We start from the raw sequence: 19,008 nt of genomic DNA, 5'->3' as shown, positions 1-19,008 counted from the left end.
GAGCTAGTAAATGATTAAAGATATTACAATAGGTCAATATGTACCTGGGAATTCTTTTGTTCATAAGTTGGATCCAAGAGTTAAGATATTGATATCTTTAATATATATTGTAGATTTATTTATAGTAAACAGCTTTAAAGGCTATATATTTATAGTATTATTCACTATAATTTCAATACTTATATCTAAGATACAGTTTTCATACATTTATAAAGGACTTAAACCAATATTTATATTAGTTATTATAACTGCAGTACTGAATATATTTATGACAACGGGGATTAATCCACCTTTATTTAAGTGGAAATTTTTAGTCGTCTATAAAGAAGGATTAGTTATGGCTGCATTTATGGCAATAAGACTTATATTTTTAATTATAGGAACTTCACTACTAACTTTGACTACATCTCCTATTGAACTCACAGATGCAATAGAAAAACTTTTAAATCCAATGAAAAAGATAGGGGTGCCTGCTCATGAACTGGCTATGATGATGACTATAGCACTTAGATTTATACCGACATTAATGGATGAAACAGATAAAATAATGAAAGCTCAAATGGCAAGAGGAGCGGATTTTCAATCTGGAAACATAATTCAGAGAGCTAAGAATCTTATCCCAATCCTAGTGCCACTTTTTATAAGTTCTTTTAGGCGTGCAGATGAACTGGCAATGGCAATGGAAGCTAGATGTTACACAGGTGGAGAAGGCAGGACTAGAATGAAGCAGCTTAAGTTAACTAATAAGGACTTTATGGCATCAGTGTGTGTTTTTGCATTGGTGTGTGTGTCTATATTAAGTAGAATGTGGTGGCATTAATGAAGAATGTAATGCTTACAATAGAATATGATGGTACAAATTATTCTGGATGGCAGAAACAAGATAATGCTATGACAATTGAGCAAAGATTAGAGGAAGCTATTAAAAAAATTACAGGAAGTTTTTCTGAAGTTATAGGTGCAAGCAGAACTGATGCAGGAGTTCATGCAAGAGGATTTGTGTGCAACTTTTTTACTAACAGTAAAATACCAAGTCCTAATTTTAAAATGGCGCTAAATGGCGTATTACCTAAAGATATAGTTGTATTAAACGCCAGAGAAGTGGATGATAGTTTTCATTCTAGGTATCACAGCTTAGGTAAAAAATATGTTTATACAATAGTAACGGGAAATAATAGGCCTGTTATTGGAAGACAATATGTTTATTACTTTAGAAGAAAATTAGATGTTGATAAAATGAAAAATGCATGTAAGTATTTTATAGGCACTCATGATTTTTCTGCTTTTAAGAAAAAAGGCAGTTCTGCTAAATCTTCTGTTAGGACAGTGAGAGAGTTAACTATTATGCAAGAAGATAATTTGATTAAGTTTAGCATAGTTGGAGATGGATTCTTGTACAATATGGTAAGGATAATAGTAGGTACTTTATTAGAAGTAGGGTTAGGAAGGTTTACGCCAGAATATGTGAAAGACATTTTAGAGTCTAAGGATAGGTCAAAAGCCGGGAAGCCTGTACCAGCCTTAGGACTTTGTTTAGAAAAAATATTTTACTAGATTGACACACCAGGCACATTGTATTATAATATAAATTGTTTGTATTTTGGATATAAAGGATCCACCAGCCCCGGGTCTTTATATAGAGAATCGTTTATCAAAATTTAAAAGTCTCTTTTTAGAGATTAAAAGAAACTAGAATGTGAGAGGAGTTGAAAACCGTTAGTAATATAACGGGAAAGCCATGAAATCATATATAGCAAAACCCCAAGAAATTGAAAGAAAATGGTATGTTATCGATGCTGCAGGAAAACCTCTTGGAAGAGTAGCAAGTCAAGTTGCTTCAATATTAAGAGGTAAAAATAAACCTATATATACACCGCATGTTGATACAGGAGATTTTGTAATAATAATAAATTCTGAAAAAGTAGTTTTAACTGGTAAAAAATTAGATCAAAAGATGTTGAGACATCATTCCTTATATCCAGGTGGATTAAAGGAAACTTCTTATAGAGATGCTTTAGCAAAGAAGCCAGAATTTGTATTCCAGGAAGCTGTAAGAAGAATGCTTCCAGATGGACCACTAGGAAGACAAATGTTCAAAAAGTTGAAAGTATACAGAGGTGCTGAGCACGATCATGAAGCTCAAAAGCCAGAAGTATTAGAATTAAAATATTAGGTTAGAGCTGGAGGGAGGATAAAAAATGGCTAAGGTTCAGTATTTTGGAACAGGAAGAAGAAAAAAGTCAATAGCAAGAGTTAGACTTGTACCTGGAGAAGGTAAAGTAACTATAAATAAGAGAGATATGGATGATTACTTTGGATTGGATACTTTAAAGGTTATAGTTAACCAACCATTGGAATTGACTTCAACTAAAGGAAAGTTTGATGTCCTTGTAAATGTTCATGGAGGAGGATTTACAGGTCAGGCTGGAGCTATAAGACATGGAATATCAAGAGCTCTCTTAAAAGCAGATGAAAATTTAAGACCGGAACTTAAAAAAGCTGGTTTCTTAACAAGAGATCCAAGAATGAAAGAAAGAAAGAAATATGGTCTTAAAAAAGCAAGAAGAGCTCCACAATTTTCAAAGAGATAATATTGGAATTCAAAATAGTTTATACATACAAAATTTGTGTATGTATAAGCTATTTTTTATTGAAAATAATTTAATAACTTTTTATGTTTTGGGTAAATATATATTAAGGCTCTAAATAATTATAAGGAGTTGGTGTATATTGAACATAAAAAAAGCAAGAGTTATATTGTTGATATTGATAATATGCAGTATAAGCATGATATGTCCATGTCTAGTATTGGGTAATGAAAATGTTACCAAAGAAAGTAGTACTATACTTATAGACCCTGGTCATGGAGGAATAGATAGTGGAGCAATATCAAAAGATGGAATAATGGAAAAGGAAATAAATTTAGAAATAAGTAATAAACTTAAGGACAAGTTACTAAAAGAAAAATTTAAAGTTGTTATGACTAGAGAAAAAGACGAGGGGTTATATACAGATGATGGGAGAATAAGAAAAAAGAAAGTTGAAGATTTAAATAATAGATGTGAATTGAAAAAAAGTACAAATTGTAATATGTTTATAAGTATACACTTAAATATGTTCCCTCAGGCTAAATACTATGGAGCCCAGGTGTGGTACTCTAAAAATGATAATAGTAAAAAGTTAGCTCATATTCTCCAAAAAAATTTAGTGAATGATCTCGACAAGAACAATAATAGAAAAGAAAAATCAGCAAAAAATTGTTATAAGGTACTTAGATGTGAAGACACCAGACCTTCTGTATTGATAGAATGTGGATTCCTATCTAATGTTCAGGAAAAAAGTAAATTGATTACGGATGAGTATCAGAGTAAAATAGCGGATTCTATAGCTAGATCAGTGAAAGAATATTATTCTTCTAATTAGAAATCAACAAAAATAAAGTAGATTTTGCTACACAGGCAAAGTCTACTTTATTTTTGTGTAATTAGAGCAATTTTCATTTTGACAAACTTATTATCAGAATGAAAGTGACTTTTATTTCTAAAATAAAAGTATATAGTGTGTTAAAAAAATTATTAAAGTACTATTGTCAGAATGATAAAGCATTTTGACAATAGTACTTTAATAGCATGTCTATATCCTTTATCCGATCACTACCATTGCTAACACCCCTATCGCACACAGCGAAAGCGACTATCAAAGTGGGGGGATAAGCACTGCTGCGCGCCTGGATAAGTTCTTCTAAGGTTCAGCTGGAGAAAGTCATCCTTATAAAGCAAGGTTCATCTGAACCTAAAAATCACTTGATATAGTGTAACATTTAGTTAATTTACTTTTTGGCACAATTATTGCTCATATTATTTATAAGATTAGTTAAGAAATGATTAAAGGGGTGAGGCACACGCATTGAATAAATAGTATGTAATTACATTTTTTATGGAGGAGATAAGATATGAAAACAATTATAGGTATATGTGCAGATTATTGCTATGGATTAGATGAAATTTATAATGGTCTTGGAAGTAAACTGGATTGGCAAATTGCAGCGAATGATTTTGTTAAGGCAATTGAAACAGTAGGAGGGGTTCCTGTGATTATTCCCGTATTTACTAATAAAAGCAATATTGAAAACGCTATAGATATTGTAGACGGTGTAATTTTTGCTGGAGGAGCTGATATTGAACCAAAGTATTATGGAGAAGAAATAGGACCTGAAATAGGAGAAGTTATTCCAGAAAGGGATACACAGGAGTTATATTTGGCTAAAAAAATTATTAATAAAAGTAATGTTCCTATTTTGGGTGTTTGTAGGGGATATCAACTATTAAATGTCGCTTGTGGGGGAACACTTTATCAGGATTTATCAAACTTAAAAAACAATTCTACTATAAATCATTCTGTAATAGGTTCGCCAAAGTATAATACTGTACACAAAGTTTTAGTCAATGAAAAGAGCAAATTACATAAAATTTTAAATAGAAATACACTGGAGGTAAATTCTTACCATCATCAAGCAATAAAAGATGTTGCTAGTATTTTTAATGTTGCTGCAATGTCACCAGATGGAATAGTAGAGGCTATTGAAATGAAAGAAGATAGATTTATATTAGGAACGCAGTGGCATCCTGAAATGTTAGAGGAAAAACACAATGAACAACTCCTTATTTTTAGCGCGTTTATAGAGGCATGTAGAGAAAACAAGATGTCTAGAAAAAGTAAGGTTACTATGGCTTAATTGTATATTTTATGTATAAAGTATATTTAAGTATAATTATATAGTTTTAGGTATATTTCAGTATAAAATGTAATTATGTCATATTATCAGGCATTATGACAGAAGATATTTACTCATTACTATGTCATGCTAATTAATATAAAGTAGCATACAGGTTTAGGCAGGATAGTGAAATAATATGTATAGTTCAATGTATGAGATAAGAGAATTTATACAAAATTTAATAGAGACGACGAGTTCGGTTATTGAATTTGATATCTATGTTGTAGATAGCCATTTAGTAAGGGTTGCAGCAAGTGGATTATTCAAAAAATCAATTGGGCAAGCTCTTCCTAAGGGTTGTGCTAATGATTATGTTATTAAAAATGGTAAGCCTTTAATCATTGACAGCCCTAATGGAAGTGAAATTTGTAAGACTTGCCCAATTACTGCATATGGGAAATGCTTCAATGAATATTCCATATATTATCCTATAAAAAATGATGTGAAGTGTATAGGAGCTATTACTATTTTATCTCTTACTCCCAAGCTTAAAGAAAAGCAAATTAAAATGAGAGATAAGTTAAGTATATTTGCTAAAAAATTAGGGGAAACAATTCTAATTAAAATAAAAGAAAAAGAGACAAAAGATAGATTATTAACGGTTTTAAATTCTATAAGTGAAGGTGTTGTATTAACTGATTATATTGGAAATATACTTACTTATAACAGTGTTATGGAAGAAATGATAAAAGATGAACAAAATATTCAAAATATTTTTTCAGAAAACTATTTTGAATATATTATGAAGGATGCAAAAGAATATGATAAGGAATTTGAGGTAGTTTTAAAATATCCAATTCCTAATAATAGAATGTTTTTAAGCGTAAAGTTTATTAATAACAGTAATGAAAAAATAGACATTCTTTTTGTATTTAAGAAAAAGAAAGAACTAGGGAATATAGCCTATAAACTTTTAGCAGATGCTTCACATTTGAATATAAACTTTGACAGCATAAAGGGAAATAGCAAACTTATCAATGAGGCTAAAAATCTTGCTGCAAAAGCTGCAGGATGTGAATCTAACATTTTAATTTTAGGTGAAAGTGGCACAGGGAAAGAGGTATTTGCTAGGGCGATTTGTAAGATGAGTAGAAGAAAAAATGAACCCTTTATAGCAATAAACTGTGCTGCTATACCTGAAAACCTTCTCGAAAGCGAACTTTTTGGATATGAAAAGGGCGCGTTTACAGGAGCTAATAAGGGAGGAAAACCAGGTAAATTTGAACTTGCCAATGGTGGAACTATTTTTCTTGATGAAGTTGGAGATTTGTCTTTGCATTTACAACCCAAATTACTTAGAGTTATTGAACGCGGCGAATTGGAAAGGGTTGGAGGTGTAAAATCAATAAAACTAGATGTAAGAATAATTGCAGCAACTAATAAAGATCTTGAAGAAATGATGAAAAATGGTGAATTTAGAGAAGATCTTTTCTATAGATTATGTGTGATACCGATAATGATACCACCTCTTAGAAAACGTCCCGAGGATATCATATTGTTAGCTGAATATTTCCTGGGGAAATATAACGAAAAATTTAAAAAAAATATTGTTAGTATATCAGAAGAAGTAAAAAAACATTTACTATTATATAATTGGCCCGGAAATGTAAGAGAATTAGAAAATGTTATTGAATACTCAGTTAATATGGCTAGTACTAATATATTGATGCCAAATTGTATTCCAGCAAAGCTTAACAATAATATAAATAGTAATAAAGAGAATAATCAATGCAGCAGTTTGAAATCAATGAGAAAAAATTGTATTGAGAAATTACTCCTTAAATATGGTAATACTTTTTTAGGAAAACAGATGATTGCAAAAGAGTTAGGAGTAAGTCTTTCCACATTATATAGGGATATAAAAAGATATAATTTATAAAACTACAATCTTAAATAGAGTAATTTTTATGTTCTAAGTAAATGTTTTCAAGATTATAGATTTGGATTAAACAAAACTTAATGATAACAAGTTAAAAAATATACAAAATATAAGGAGGATTTTATAATGAGCAATAAAAATTCTGGTTTACATGAAGATCTTGATCGTGGATTGGAAGAAAGGCATATTCAGTTAATAGCACTGGGTGGTGCCATTGGGGTTGGATTATTTTTAGGATCTGCAAGTACAATTAATATGGCAGGACCGTCAATTCTGCTGGATTATGCCATAGGCGGCATTATTTTATTTTTTATCATGCGTGCACTTGGTGAAATGTCAGTTGAACAGCCGCTTGCAGGCTCTTTTAGTGCTTATGCCAATGAGTATATAGGACCACTTGCTGGATATTTAACAGGATGGACTTATTGGCTGAATTGGATTTCATGTTGTATGGCAGAAATTACAGCTATTGGTATTTACATAAATTTTTGGTTTCCATCAGTTCCAAGGTGGGTATCTGCTTTTGCAGCACTTGCTTTAATGATAACTGTAAACTTAATTAATGTAAAAGCTTATGGAGAGTTTGAATTTTGGTTTGCAATTATAAAAGTTGTTGCTATTGTTGCCATGATAATTTTAGGTTTAGTTGTCATATTTACTGGAATAGGAAATGGAGGAAAGATAGTAGGATTTACAAACTTGTGGAAAAATGGAGGATTTTTTCCAAATGGAATAAAAGGTTTACTAAAGGCACTACCACTAGTTACTTTTGCTTTTTTCGCAACTGAGCTTATAGGAATTACGGCAGGAGAAGCAAAGAATCCTGAAAAAACCATACCATCAGCTATTAATAAGGTTTTTTGGAGAATTTGCATATTTTATATTGGATCATTAACAGTAATTATGTCACTTTATCCTTGGAATGAAATAGGAACAATGGGAAGTCCTTTTGTTTTAACATTTAATAAAATAGGAATTAAAGCTGCAGCTGGGATTATAAATTTTGTTGTACTTACTGCAGCATTGTCTTCATGTAATAGTGGTATTTATACGACAGGACGTATGGTATATAATTTATCTCTTCAAGGGGGAGCACCTAAAATATTTAACAAGCTTAGTAGTACGAAAGTACCTAAAAATGCAATATTAGGTTCTGCATCATGTATGCTTATAGGTGTTATACTTAATTATTTCCTTCCAGCACAAGTGTTTACATATATTGCATCTATTGCAACATTTGCAGGACTTTTTGCCTGGTTTATGATAATACTTGGACAGACGAAATTTAGAAAAACTCTTACAAAGGAACAAGTAGGAAAATTAAAATTCCCGGCTAAAGGATATCCTTATGTAAATTATATTAGTTTGGCATATCTAGTATTTGTATTTATAATGATGGCATTTAATCCAGATACTTTAATAGCAGTTGTATTAGGACCTATTTGGATAGCAGCTTTAATTATTCTTTATTATGTATTTGGTGTTAATAAAAATGCAGCTAAAAAAAAGGACAGTATTGTTCAAGAAAATCATAATTAAATAAAAAAATTTAACATATCTATACTGAAAAAATTATGTTCCCTAATATTTACAGCAAAATGACCCTTATAAGGGGGTGATTTTAAGAATTGCATAGGAATATGCAATTCTTAAAGGGGAATTGTTCAAATCTTTTATTTTAGGAGACATTTCTCAAAATTGGACTTTAAGTTTGCGTTAAGTAAAATTGGACTAATTAATGGCAGCCATCCTTAAATTTAGGCTAATTAAAGAAGTAGTTTATTTAGTCCCTAATCCTTTAAAAACACATTTTGAAAACAATTTCATAAGAATTTTCTGAAAATTGAAAGTTAACAAAAAGCTATTGATTTTAATCTTGCATTATGGTACCCTTTAGGTAAAGTAATGGATTAATCCATTAATCCAATAATTTGAGGTGATTGCCATAAACATTAAAATAAATAAAGATAGTGGAGTACCATTATATTTACAAGTAAAAAGCCAAATAATGGACCTAGTTAAAGGTAACCTCATTAAGGTAGGCGAAAAAATGCCTACAGAAAGAGAATTATCTGAAAAACTTAATGTAAGTAGAAATACTATAAGCACAGCTTATAATGAATTAGAACAGGATGGCGTTTTAAAATCTTACCAGGGACGAGGAACTTTTGTAGCAGAAGAAGCAAATCCTTGGAAAGTTCAAAATACAAAGGAAAAAATAACAAAGTTTATAGATCTTGCGTTTGAAGAAGCTATTGAATCGGGTATAGATCCAGATGTATTTTTAGAAATTGTCACTCAAAGAATAAGAGAAAAGAAAGAACTTATAAGTAAAATTAGTGCAGTATATGTGGAATGTAACATAGAGCAATCTAGAATGTTTAGTAAACAGCTTATGGAAAGCACGGACATGAATATAGTACCTTTTACTCTTGATGACATAAGGAATATAAGCAGCGAAACTAAGCAGATTATAGAAAAAAGCCAAGTTATAATAGCAACTTTTAACCATGTAAATGAAGTAATTAAACTAACAGAAGGATTACACAAAGAAGTAATAGGTGTAGCTATAAATGTAGATTTGGCAACAATAGTTAAGATTGCTAGATATCCAAGTAATACTAAATTCGCTTTTGTATGTATTTCTAAGGAGTTTATGTTCAAAGCAAGAGGAGCACTTGAAAGAGCAGGCCTAGGAGATATTGATATTCAGTTTACCAATACTTTTAATGATCAGGAACTTGAAAGAGTTATAAATAATGTAGATATATTGATAGTTTCACCAGGAAGATATAAAGATGTTGAAGCACATAATGTGGACAATAAGCATATAATGAGATTTTTATATAATCTCGATGATAATTCAATTAAAGACTTAAAATCAAAAATAGTTGAACTCAATCAAAATAATTGAACTAAAGTATGCAAGTTGGTATTTAATTAGATTGAAAATACATAATATTATTTACTTAATAAATATTATTTATTTTTTAATATACGATTAATATATGTTAATAAAGATTTTAATTAATTGGTATTTATGCAATTTGGAGGTGTTTTATAATGAAAACCATAGTTTTAGGAGTAATTGGCTCTGATTGTCATGCAGTTGGAAATAAAATATTAGATCATGCCATTACAGAAGCTGGATTTAACGTAATAAATATAGGAGTTCTTTCACCACAAGAAGATTTTATAAATGCTGCAATTGAGACTAAAGCAGATGCTATTTTAGTATCATCACTTTATGGACATGGAGAAATGGATTGCAGGGGACTTAGAGAAAAATGTGATGAATCAGGTCTTAAAGGTATACTAATTTATGCAGGTGGAAACTTAGTAGTTGGAAAACAAAAGTGGGAAGATGTATACAATAAATTTAAGAGTATGGGATTTGATAGAATATATCCACCAGGAACATTACCTGAAGTTACAATTGATGATTTGAAAAAAGATTTAAATGTACAAAACTAGTAGAAAAGTAATTTGATTATTGAATCCTCTTTAAGAGAACAGAGGTGGTAAATTATGAAAGGATATTTGCTTATAGATTTTGGAAGTACCTATACGAAGTTGACAGCTGTAGATATAGAAAATGAAGAGATTTTAGGTACAGCTAAAGCTATAACTACAGTGGAAGATGACATAATGATAGGCTTTAATAATGCCTATGCAGAATTACAAAGTAAATTAAAAGATAAAAAAGTTGATTTTGTAAAGAAACTAGCATGTTCATCTGCTGCAGGTGGGCTAAAAATGGTTGCTATAGGACTTGTACCAGAACTTACCGCTGAAGCTGCTAAAAGGGCAGCACTTGGTGCTGGAGCAAGAGTTATGCATGTTTATAGCTATGATTTGAGCTCAAAAGAGATGGAAGAGATAAAAAATTCAAATCCAGACATGATACTTTTAGCCGGCGGAACAGATGGAGGAAATAAAGAGTGTATAATTGGCAATGCTAAATTGTTAGCTAAAAGTGGAATGGACATTCCAATAGTTGTAGCAGGAAATAAAGTAGCAGAAGATGAAGTATCACAAATATTAGAAGATGCAGGAATGTTTTATAAAGTAGCTGAAAATGTGATGCCTAAGCTAAATACCTTGAATGTTGAACCAGCTAGGGAAGAAATAAGAAAAATATTCATGGAAAAAATAGTTGAAGCTAAAGGAATGAAAAATGCTGAAAAATATATAAATGGTATTCTTATGCCTACACCAGCTGCTGTATTAAAAGCTGCTAAAACTTTGAGCCTTGGAAGTGATAAAGAAGAGGGTATAGGTGATTTAGTAGTAGTAGATATAGGTGGAGCTACTACGGATATACATTCTTTGGCTGATGGAGAGCCTACAAAACCAGCAGTAACTTTAAGAGGCTTACAGGAACCTTTTGCAAAGAGAACTGTAGAAGGAGATCTAGGAATGAGATATTCCGCAGTGTCCTTGTGGGAAGCTGCAAGTACCAAAAGGGTACTCAAATATTTAGATGATAAAAGTATAGATATAGAGGCTGGCTGTAAATATAGAAGTGAGAATATAAGAATGATTCCTGATAATGAAAGGGATATAAAATTTGATGAAGCAATGGCAAAGGTAGCTACAGAAATGGCTATGGAAAGACACGTTGGAGTTTTAACTAGTGTGTATACCCCTTGTGGAGTTGTATATTCTCAAATAGGAAAAGATCTTTTGAATACCAAATATCTCATAGGAACAGGTGGAGTATTGGTTCACAGTGAAAATCCTGAAGAAATATTAAAAGCAGGAATTTTTACTACAGAAGATCCTATGCATTTGAAACCAAAGAATCCAGAGTATTTAGTAGATAGAAGTTATATATTATCTGCTATGGGACTGCTTTCAGAAGAGTATCCGGATATAGCAGTTAGAATAATGAAAAAATATTTAGTTAACACTAAAAAAATATGTTGTATAACAAAATAGAAAATATAAGGGGGTAAAGATATGGAACTTAAAAATAAAAAATGGTCAGAAGAACGATTTTTTAAAGATAGAGAAGAAGTTTTAAGTCAATGGCCAACAGGTAAGGAAGTTGATCTTAAGGAAGCAGTAGATTATTTAAAGAAATTACCTGAGCATAAGAGCTTTCCTAAAAAGTTAATAAAGGCAAAAGAACAGGGAATTACTTTAGCCCAACCAAGAGCTGGAGTTGCACTTATAGATGATCATATTACATTATTAAAACATTTACAAGATGAAGGTGGAGCTGATCTCCTTCCAACAACTATAGATAGTTATACGAGACAAAATAGATATGATGAATGTGAAGTAGGTATAAAAGAAAGTAAAGCTCAGGGAAGGTCACTTTTAAATGGATTTCCAGGAGTAAATCACGGAGTTAAGGGATGTAGACAAGTAGTAGAAGCATTGGATTTACCAGTACAGGCTAGACATGGTACTCCAGATTCAAGACTTTTAGCAGAAATAATTCATGCAGGTGGATTTACTTCAAATGAAGGAGGATGTATATCCTATAATGTACCTTATGCAAAGAATGTTTCAATAGCTAAGTCACTTGTAGATTGGCAGTATTGTGATAGATTAGTTGGATTCTATGAAGAAAATGGAGTATCTATAAATAGAGAACCGTTTGGACCACTTACAGGAACATTAGTACCACCAAGTACTTCAAATGCAGTAGCTATAATAGAGGGGTTACTTGCAGCAGAACAAGGTGTTAAGAATATAACTGTAGGATATGGCGAGTGTGGTAATGTAATTCAGGATGTGGCAGCTATGCGATCATTAGAGCAGCAGATAGATGAATATTTGAAAAAGTATGGATACAATGATGTTTATATAACTACAGTATTTCATCAGTGGATGGGAGGATTCCCTGCAGATGAAGCAAAAGCTTTTGGAGTTATATCTACAGGAGCAGCTACAGCAGCCCTTGCAGGAGCAACAAAAGTTATAGTTAAGACACCTCATGAAGCTATAGGAATTCCTACTAAAGAAGCTAATGCAGCAGGAATAAAAGCTACAAAAATGGCTTTAAATATGTTAAGTGGACAGAGACTTCCTATGTCAAAAGATTTGGAAGATGAAATATCAGTAATTAAAGCAGAAGTAAAATGCATATTGGATAAAGTATTTGAACTTGGAAAGGGAGATTTAGCTGTAGGAACAGTAAAAGCATTTGAAAATGGAGTTATAGATGTACCATTTGCACCAAGTAAATATAATGCAGGCAAGATGATGCCAGCAAGAGATAATACAGGAGCAGTTAGATATTTGCACTTTGGAAATGTTCCTTTTAGCCAGGAATTAAAAGATTTTAATCAGAGAAAGCTACAAGAAAGAGGAAAATTTGAAAATAGAGAAGTAAGCTTCCAAATGACTATAGATGATATATTTGCAGTTGGACAGGGAGTACTTATAGGAAGACCAAAAGAAAAATAATTAAAAAACAGTTTAATTTTCAAGGAGGACTTAAAATGAAAATAGTTGACGTAATTTGCTCAGAAGGAAAAACAGGATTTTATTTTGATGATCAGAGAGCTATAAAAAAAGGAGCTAAACATAATGGATTTACTTATGTAGGCGAACCTGTAACAGATGGATTTGCTAAAGTTAGACAGGCAGGAGAAGCTATATCCGTAATGCTAGTACTAGAAGATGGACAGGTAGCTTATGGTGATTGTGCCGCTGTTCAATATTCAGGTGCAGGTGGAAGAGATCCATTATTTTTAGCTAAAGATTTTATACCAGTTATAGAAAAAGAAATAGCTCCAAAATTAGTAGGAAGAGAATTAAACGAGTTTAAGTCACTAGCAGAAGAATTTGATAGTATGAAGGTAAATGGTAAGAGACTTCATACAGCTATAAGATATGGTATAACACAAGCTATATTAGATGCTGTAGCAAAATCAAAGAAAATAACAATGGCAGAAGTTATAAGAAATGAATATAATCCAAAGGGTGAAATAAAGAGGGTTCCAATATTTGCACAATCCGGGGATGACAGATATGATAATGTAGATAAGATGATAATAAAAGGTGCAGATGTTATGCCACATGCCCTTATAAACAATGTAGAAGAAAAACTTGGAATGCATGGAGAAAAACTTTTAGAATATGTTAAGTGGCTTAGAAATAGAGTAATAGAACTTAGAACTTCTAAAGATTACAGCCCAATATTCCACATTGATGTATATGGAACTATAGGTATTGCCTTTAAATATGATACAAAAGCTATGGCTGATTATATAGCTTCACTTGCAGAAGCAGCAAATCCATTCCATTTGAGAATTGAAGGACCAATGGATGTAGAAGATAGACAAAAACAAATGGAAGCTCTAAGGGATTTGAGAGCAGAAATAGATAGCAGAAAAATAGATGCAGAATTAGTAGCAGATGAATGGTGTAATACAGTAGATGATGTTAAATTCTTTACAGACAATAAAGCAGGTCATATGGTTCAAATAAAAACTCCAGATCTAGGTGGAGTTAACAATATAGCTGATGCTATCATGTATTGTAAAGATCATGATATGGGAGCTTATTGTGGAGGAACTTGTAATGAAACAAACAGATCCGCAGAAGTTACAACCAACATAGGAATGGCTTGTGGTGCAAAACAAGTTCTTGCAAAACCAGGTATGGGTGTAGATGAAGGATATATGATAGTTAATAATGAAATGAATAGAGTAGTTGCATTGGTAAATAGAAGAAAATAGAAAATATATGAAAAGGCGGTTTTTTAAACTGCCTTTTCATATATACTTTATTGGACCTAAAATATATTTTATTAATTTTTAGATATATTTTAGTAATTAAAAATTAGTATACGTAAAACGAGTTGATTTTTCGCTTTAAAACCTTATATAATGAGCTTGTTATACATTAAAAATACAATTAAGGAGAATGGTGTTAAATTATGAGAGAAGTAGATGTATCCACTATAACAAAAGCTGTTAGAAATCTCTGTATAGATGCCAATTATTATCTTTCGGAGGATGTTAAGAAAAAGATAAAAGAATGTGAAGAGGACGAAAAATGGCCTACTGCAAAAGACATTTTAGGTAAAATACTTGAAAATATAGATATATCTAAAAATGAAGATGTGCCTATGTGTCAGGATACAGGAATGGCTTGTGTATTTGTAACAATTGGCCAGGATGTTCATATAGTAGGAGGAAGTTTAGAAGACGCAATAAATAAGGGAGTAAGTCAGGGATATGTAGAAGGGTATTTAAGAAAGTCTGTAGTCTCTGATCCTATAAATAGAGTTAATACTAAGGATAATACTCCTGCAGTAATATATTATGAAATAGTTCCAGGAGATAAACTTAACATAAAAGTGGCTCCTAAAGGATTTGGATCAGAAAATATGAGCCAGATAAAAATGCTTAAACCAGCAGATGGACTTAAGGGTGTTAAAGATTTCGTAATAAAAGTAGTAAAGGACGCAGGACCAAATCCATGTCCTCCTATGGTTGTAGGAGTAGGTATAGGAGGAACTTTTGACAAGGCTGCAAATCTTGCAAAGAAAGCTCTTGTAAGACCATTATCTGAAAGAAATAAAAATAAGTTTTATTCAGATTTAGAAAATGAACTTTTAGACAAAATAAATTTCCTAGGTATAGGACCTCAAGGACTAGGGGGAAAGACTACAGCTCTTGCAGTAAATATAGAAACTTATCCTACGCATATAGCAGGATTACCTGTAGCCGTAAATATAAATTGCCATGTTACAAGACATAAGGAAATAGAATTGTAATATTAAATTTCAAGTTGAAATTCAGAGAGGAGTTGAAAAGCCGTTTTATTTAACGGCATGTATATGGAAAAAAAGATAACTACTCCGTTAACGGAAGAAAAGGTTAAAACTTTAAAAGCAGGGGATAGTGTTTTAATATCAGGGACAATATATACTGCTAGAGATGCTGCTCATAAGAGATTGGTCGAGTTATTAGATGAAGGTAAATCTCTTCCTATAGATGTAAAAGATGCAATAATATATTACGCAGGACCAAGTCCTGCAAAACCAGGCCATGTAATAGGTTCAGCTGGACCAACAAGTAGTTATAGAATGGACCCATTTGCACCAAGACTGCTTGATATAGGGTTAAAAGGAATGATAGGAAAAGGCCTTCGTTCAAAAGAAGTTATAGAATCCATGAAGAAAAATGGAGCTGTTTACTTTGCTGCAATAGGCGGGGCTGCAGCACTTGTAGCAAAATCCATAAAGAAAGCAGAAGTAGTAGCTTATGAAGATTTGGATTCTGAAGCTATAAGAAAATTAGAAGTAAAAGATTTACCTGTAATTGTAGTAATAGATTCAGAGGGCAATAATTTATATGAATCAGGACGAAAAGAGTACTTGGACTCTGTGGGCCAGTCTAAGTAAGATTTATTGATAGATTTTAGAAGCAAACAATTGATGTGGATTATGTTGCAATTATGCAGGGTAATCCATATTTTAAGGAGGTAGCATTTTATGAAAATAAATAAACCAGCAAAGGCAGGTACTCTTGAGTCAAACGATATACTCATCATGGTAATGCCAAATGATAAGGATGGTATAGAGCTTGAACTTGAGAGTGTAGTTATGAAACAATTTGGAAAACAAATAAAAAAGACCATATTAGATAAAGTAAATGAGCTGGGAGTAAAAAGTGCAGTGATAAAAGCTCAGGATAAGGGAGCACTGGACTATACTATTAAAGCAAGAGTTGAAACAGCTTTGAGAAGAGCGTTATAGAGAGGTGATTGTAATGAAAAAATTGAGAAGAACAATGCTTTTTATGCCAGGAAACAATCCAGGTATGCTTCAAAATGCACCTATACTTGGAGCAGATTCTGTCATACTTGACTTGGAAGATGCAGTAAGTCTTACAGAAAAAGATAGTGCAAGATTGCTTGTAAAAGAAGCCATTTGCAATGTAGATTATTCTAAGGTAGAACTTGTAGTCAGGGTAAATCCTCTGGATACAGAATATGGGCCGAAGGACATAGATACTATAGCTAGAGTTAAACCTGATTCACTAATGATTCCGAAGGCAACTGAGAAACAATTAGAAGAAATAGATAAAATACTAACAGGTATAGAGAAAGAAGAATCATTTGAAAAAGGTTCAATAAAGTTAATACCTATAGTTGAAACTGCCTATGGACTTGAAAATGTATATAACATAATAAACTCATCAAAAAGAGTGGTAGCTGTACTCTTAGGAGCAGAAGATTTGACTTCTGATTTTGGAATAAAGAGAACAAAGGAAGGTCAGGAAATATTCTATGCAAGAAACAGGGTTTCTACAGCTTGTAGGGCAGCTAGGGTAGATGCTATAGACACACCATTTACAGATACAAATGATTATGAAGGATTGAAAAAAGATACAACAACAGCGAAAAAGTTAGGATTTACAGGAAAAGCAGCTATAAATCCAAGACAAATTGACAGTATACACGAAGTATTTGCACCTGCAAAAGAAGAAATAGACCATGCTGTTAGAGTACTAAAAGCAAGAGATGAAGCACAACAAAAAGGACTAGGGGTATTTTCATTAGATGGGAAAATGGTAGATGCTCCAGTAATAAGCAGGGCAGTAACTACTGTAGAACTAGCAAAATTACTTGGATTTATCCGATGACTACCTGCTCTAATACTCCCGCTTTTCCAAGAGGGAGTAAAGAGCAGCTATGTCCCTGGATAACGATTTCTAAGCATCAGGTGGAGTTAAAACTCCATCTGATGCAAAGAACTCTGTTTATTTGATTGGGATAAATTAAGAATAATAAGTAGAAATGAGGGATTACAGTGAAAAATTCAATCGGAAGAGAAGTTCCTGATTACATAGAAGGTTATGGAAAGGTAAAGCCTTTTGAAGGTGCCTTTGCAAACTATGGAATAAGAGAAAAGGCAGGAGTAAAAATAAAAAGTGTAAAACCTGGAGAAAATAAAGTATTAAATAGTATAGATGAAGTACTGGACAAAATAACATTAAAAGATGGGATGACTGTGTCATTTCACCATCACTTGAGAAATGGAGATTTTGTACTTAACAATGTAATATATGCACTTGCCAAAAGAGGAATAAAGGATATAACTGTAGCAGCAAGTAGTATATTTCCAATACATGAACCGCTGGTAGAGCATATGAAAAATGGAGTAGTTACCCAGATTATAGCGGATTATATATCAGGACCAGTAGCAGAAGCAATATCAAAGGGATATTCAAAGAAACCTTCAATCATGATGACCCATGGTGGAAGACCAAGGGCAATTGAAAGCGGTGATCTTCATATAGATGTGGCATTTATTGGTGCCCCTACAGCAGATACCTATGGAAATGTAAATGGAGTATATGGTAAATCTGCTTGTGGATCTCTCGGATATGCAATAGCAGATGCACAGTATGCAGATACAGTTGTGGCAGTTACAGATAACTTAGTACCTTATCCTGCATGCCCAATAGAAATAAGTCAGGAATATGTAGATTATGTAGTAAAAATGGATTCCATAGGAAATCCTGAAGGAATAGTATCAGGAACTACCAGGATAACAAAAGATCCTGTAGGACTTAAAATAGCAAAGATGGCTTCAAAGGTAATAGAAGCATCAGGACTTGTAAAAGAAGGAATGTCTTTTCAGACAGGAGCAGGAGGAACTTCTCTTGCAGTAGCTATGGAATTAAAAGATATAATGAAGAAAAAAGAAGTTACAGGCAGTTTTGCAGCAGGAGGAATAACAGGATATATAGTTGATATGCTTCAAGAAGGATTGTTTAGAAACATTTTTGATGTACAGTGTTTTGACTTAAAAGCAGTGGAATCTTATAGAGACAATCCAAAACACCAGACAATGTCAGGTTCTATGTATGGCAACCCACATAACAGAGGATCAGTAGTAAATAATCTAGATGTGATGATACTAGGAGCTACAGAAATAGATACAGATTTTAATGTAAATGTAACAACAGGATCAGATGGTATGATAATGGGAGGCTCAGGTGGACACAGTGATACTGCAGCAGGAGCAAAGCTTGCCATAGTTGTTACAAATCTTATAAAGGGTAGACTGCCAATAATAAAGGACAAGGTAACTACAGTAACCACACCAGGAGAAAGTATAGATGTAGTTGTAACAGATAGAGGAATAGCAGTAAATCCAAAAAGAGAAGATTTAATAGAAAAATTAAAGAAAGCTAATTTACCAGTTATGACTATAGAAGAATTAAAGGAAACAGCTGAGAAGATGACAGGAAAACCAGAAGCTATAAAGACTTCTGATGAAATAGTAGCAGTAGTTGAGTATAGAGATGGAACTGTAATTGATGTAGTTAGAAAAGTTATATCTTAATTTTACAAAAAGATGGGAAGGAAGGATGAA

At 32.3% G+C, this 19,008-nt stretch carries 18 protein-coding genes; all 18 read left to right on the top strand.

The window, feature by feature from the left end:
• Positions 1-10: 10 nt before the first annotated feature.
• The 18 genes from CLRAG_RS11295 to citF all read left to right on the top strand — a co-directional run bounded on the left by CLRAG_RS11295 (position 11) and on the right by citF (position 18,978).
• The gene (locus tag CLRAG_RS11295) at positions 11-820 is read left to right on the top strand and encodes an energy-coupling factor transporter transmembrane component T family protein (RefSeq protein ID WP_065078534.1); all 810 of its coding nucleotides are present in this window, start codon (positions 11-13) and stop codon (positions 818-820) included.
• The gene (gene truA, locus CLRAG_RS11290) at positions 820-1,554 is read left to right on the top strand and encodes a tRNA pseudouridine(38-40) synthase TruA (protein ID WP_065078533.1); all 735 of its coding nucleotides are present in this window, start codon (positions 820-822) and stop codon (positions 1,552-1,554) included. Before CLRAG_RS11295 ends, truA begins: the two co-directional genes overlap by 1 nt.
• Before the next feature lie 184 nt (positions 1,555-1,738).
• Positions 1,739-2,173, top strand: a complete 435-nt coding sequence (gene rplM, locus CLRAG_RS11285; protein WP_065078532.1) for a 50S ribosomal protein L13 — start codon at positions 1,739-1,741, stop codon at positions 2,171-2,173.
• A 25-nt stretch (positions 2,174-2,198) separates the two neighbouring features.
• Positions 2,199-2,591 (top strand): 30S ribosomal protein S9, encoded by a 393-nt coding sequence (gene rpsI / locus CLRAG_RS11280; RefSeq protein ID WP_065078531.1) that lies wholly within the window; start codon positions 2,199-2,201, stop codon positions 2,589-2,591.
• Positions 2,592-2,787: 196 nt separating this feature from the next.
• Positions 2,788-3,423, top strand: coding sequence for an N-acetylmuramoyl-L-alanine amidase CwlD (cwlD, locus tag CLRAG_RS11275; RefSeq protein ID WP_083985686.1), 636 nt, complete (start codon positions 2,788-2,790; stop codon positions 3,421-3,423).
• A 529-nt stretch (positions 3,424-3,952) separates the two neighbouring features.
• Positions 3,953-4,735 carry a gamma-glutamyl-gamma-aminobutyrate hydrolase family protein gene (locus CLRAG_RS11270; protein WP_065078530.1) on the top strand — a complete coding sequence of 261 codons (783 nt, stop codon included), beginning with the start codon at positions 3,953-3,955 and terminating at the stop codon, positions 4,733-4,735.
• Positions 4,736-4,913: 178 nt separating this feature from the next.
• The gene (locus CLRAG_RS11265; protein WP_065078529.1) at positions 4,914-6,656 is read left to right on the top strand and encodes a sigma-54 interaction domain-containing protein; all 1,743 of its coding nucleotides are present in this window, start codon (positions 4,914-4,916) and stop codon (positions 6,654-6,656) included.
• Positions 6,657-6,782: 126 nt separating this feature from the next.
• The gene (locus CLRAG_RS11260; protein WP_065078528.1) at positions 6,783-8,195 is read left to right on the top strand and encodes an amino acid permease; all 1,413 of its coding nucleotides are present in this window, start codon (positions 6,783-6,785) and stop codon (positions 8,193-8,195) included.
• A 397-nt stretch (positions 8,196-8,592) separates the two neighbouring features.
• Positions 8,593-9,570, top strand: coding sequence for a GntR family transcriptional regulator (locus CLRAG_RS11255; RefSeq protein WP_065078527.1), 978 nt, complete (start codon positions 8,593-8,595; stop codon positions 9,568-9,570).
• A 149-nt stretch (positions 9,571-9,719) separates the two neighbouring features.
• Positions 9,720-10,130, top strand: coding sequence for a methylaspartate mutase subunit S (gene glmS, locus CLRAG_RS11250; RefSeq protein ID WP_065078526.1), 411 nt, complete (start codon positions 9,720-9,722; stop codon positions 10,128-10,130).
• 54 nt (positions 10,131-10,184) lie between these two features.
• The gene (gene glmL, locus CLRAG_RS11245) at positions 10,185-11,597 is read left to right on the top strand and encodes a methylaspartate mutase accessory protein GlmL (RefSeq protein ID WP_065078525.1); all 1,413 of its coding nucleotides are present in this window, start codon (positions 10,185-10,187) and stop codon (positions 11,595-11,597) included.
• A gap of 21 nt (positions 11,598-11,618) precedes the next feature.
• Positions 11,619-13,076: a methylaspartate mutase subunit E gene (locus CLRAG_RS11240; RefSeq protein ID WP_065078524.1), complete on the top strand. Its 1,458-nt coding sequence runs from the start codon at positions 11,619-11,621 to the stop codon at positions 13,074-13,076.
• Positions 13,077-13,111: 35 nt separating this feature from the next.
• Positions 13,112-14,353, top strand: coding sequence for a methylaspartate ammonia-lyase (locus tag CLRAG_RS11235; protein ID WP_065078523.1), 1,242 nt, complete (start codon positions 13,112-13,114; stop codon positions 14,351-14,353).
• Positions 14,354-14,553: 200 nt separating this feature from the next.
• Positions 14,554-15,396 (top strand): fumarate hydratase, encoded by an 843-nt coding sequence (locus tag CLRAG_RS11230; RefSeq protein WP_065078522.1) that lies wholly within the window; start codon positions 14,554-14,556, stop codon positions 15,394-15,396.
• 63 nt (positions 15,397-15,459) lie between these two features.
• Positions 15,460-16,026 carry a Fe-S-containing hydro-lyase gene (locus CLRAG_RS11225; protein ID WP_065078580.1) on the top strand — a complete coding sequence of 189 codons (567 nt, stop codon included), beginning with the start codon at positions 15,460-15,462 and terminating at the stop codon, positions 16,024-16,026.
• A gap of 90 nt (positions 16,027-16,116) precedes the next feature.
• Positions 16,117-16,380, top strand: coding sequence for a citrate lyase acyl carrier protein (gene citD / locus CLRAG_RS11220; protein WP_013240647.1), 264 nt, complete (start codon positions 16,117-16,119; stop codon positions 16,378-16,380).
• A 13-nt stretch (positions 16,381-16,393) separates the two neighbouring features.
• The gene (locus tag CLRAG_RS11215) at positions 16,394-17,269 is read left to right on the top strand and encodes an HpcH/HpaI aldolase/citrate lyase family protein (RefSeq protein WP_065078521.1); all 876 of its coding nucleotides are present in this window, start codon (positions 16,394-16,396) and stop codon (positions 17,267-17,269) included.
• 167 nt (positions 17,270-17,436) lie between these two features.
• A complete protein-coding gene (gene citF / locus CLRAG_RS11210) occupies positions 17,437-18,978 on the top strand; it encodes a citrate lyase subunit alpha (RefSeq protein WP_065078520.1) in 1,542 nt (513 codons plus the stop codon).
• Positions 18,979-19,008 lie beyond the last annotated feature (30 nt).

The organism is Clostridium ragsdalei P11 (genome assembly GCF_001675165.1).
Lineage (GTDB): Bacteria > Bacillota > Clostridia > Clostridiales > Clostridiaceae > Clostridium_B > Clostridium_B ragsdalei.
The sequence above is the reverse complement of the archived record's forward strand: the minus strand, read 5'-3'. Positions and strand labels throughout refer to the sequence as shown.

Coding starts and splice junctions, on each gene's coding strand:
- glmS (WP_065078526.1), top strand. CDS start 9,720: ATGAAAACCATAGTTTTAGGAGTAATTGGCTCTGATTGTCATGCAGTT.
- CLRAG_RS11295 (WP_065078534.1), top strand. CDS start 11: ATGATTAAAGATATTACAATAGGTCAATATGTACCTGGGAATTCTTTT.
- CLRAG_RS11230 (WP_065078522.1), top strand. CDS start 14,554: ATGAGAGAAGTAGATGTATCCACTATAACAAAAGCTGTTAGAAATCTC.
- rpsI (WP_065078531.1), top strand. CDS start 2,199: ATGGCTAAGGTTCAGTATTTTGGAACAGGAAGAAGAAAAAAGTCAATA.
- truA (WP_065078533.1), top strand. CDS start 820: ATGAAGAATGTAATGCTTACAATAGAATATGATGGTACAAATTATTCT.
- cwlD (WP_083985686.1), top strand. CDS start 2,788: ATGATATGTCCATGTCTAGTATTGGGTAATGAAAATGTTACCAAAGAA.
- glmL (WP_065078525.1), top strand. CDS start 10,185: ATGAAAGGATATTTGCTTATAGATTTTGGAAGTACCTATACGAAGTTG.
- CLRAG_RS11270 (WP_065078530.1), top strand. CDS start 3,953: ATGAAAACAATTATAGGTATATGTGCAGATTATTGCTATGGATTAGAT.
- CLRAG_RS11225 (WP_065078580.1), top strand. CDS start 15,460: ATGGAAAAAAAGATAACTACTCCGTTAACGGAAGAAAAGGTTAAAACT.
- citD (WP_013240647.1), top strand. CDS start 16,117: ATGAAAATAAATAAACCAGCAAAGGCAGGTACTCTTGAGTCAAACGAT.
- CLRAG_RS11265 (WP_065078529.1), top strand. CDS start 4,914: ATGTATAGTTCAATGTATGAGATAAGAGAATTTATACAAAATTTAATA.
- CLRAG_RS11240 (WP_065078524.1), top strand. CDS start 11,619: ATGGAACTTAAAAATAAAAAATGGTCAGAAGAACGATTTTTTAAAGAT.
- rplM (WP_065078532.1), top strand. CDS start 1,739: ATGAAATCATATATAGCAAAACCCCAAGAAATTGAAAGAAAATGGTAT.
- CLRAG_RS11215 (WP_065078521.1), top strand. CDS start 16,394: ATGAAAAAATTGAGAAGAACAATGCTTTTTATGCCAGGAAACAATCCA.
- CLRAG_RS11235 (WP_065078523.1), top strand. CDS start 13,112: ATGAAAATAGTTGACGTAATTTGCTCAGAAGGAAAAACAGGATTTTAT.
- CLRAG_RS11260 (WP_065078528.1), top strand. CDS start 6,783: ATGAGCAATAAAAATTCTGGTTTACATGAAGATCTTGATCGTGGATTG.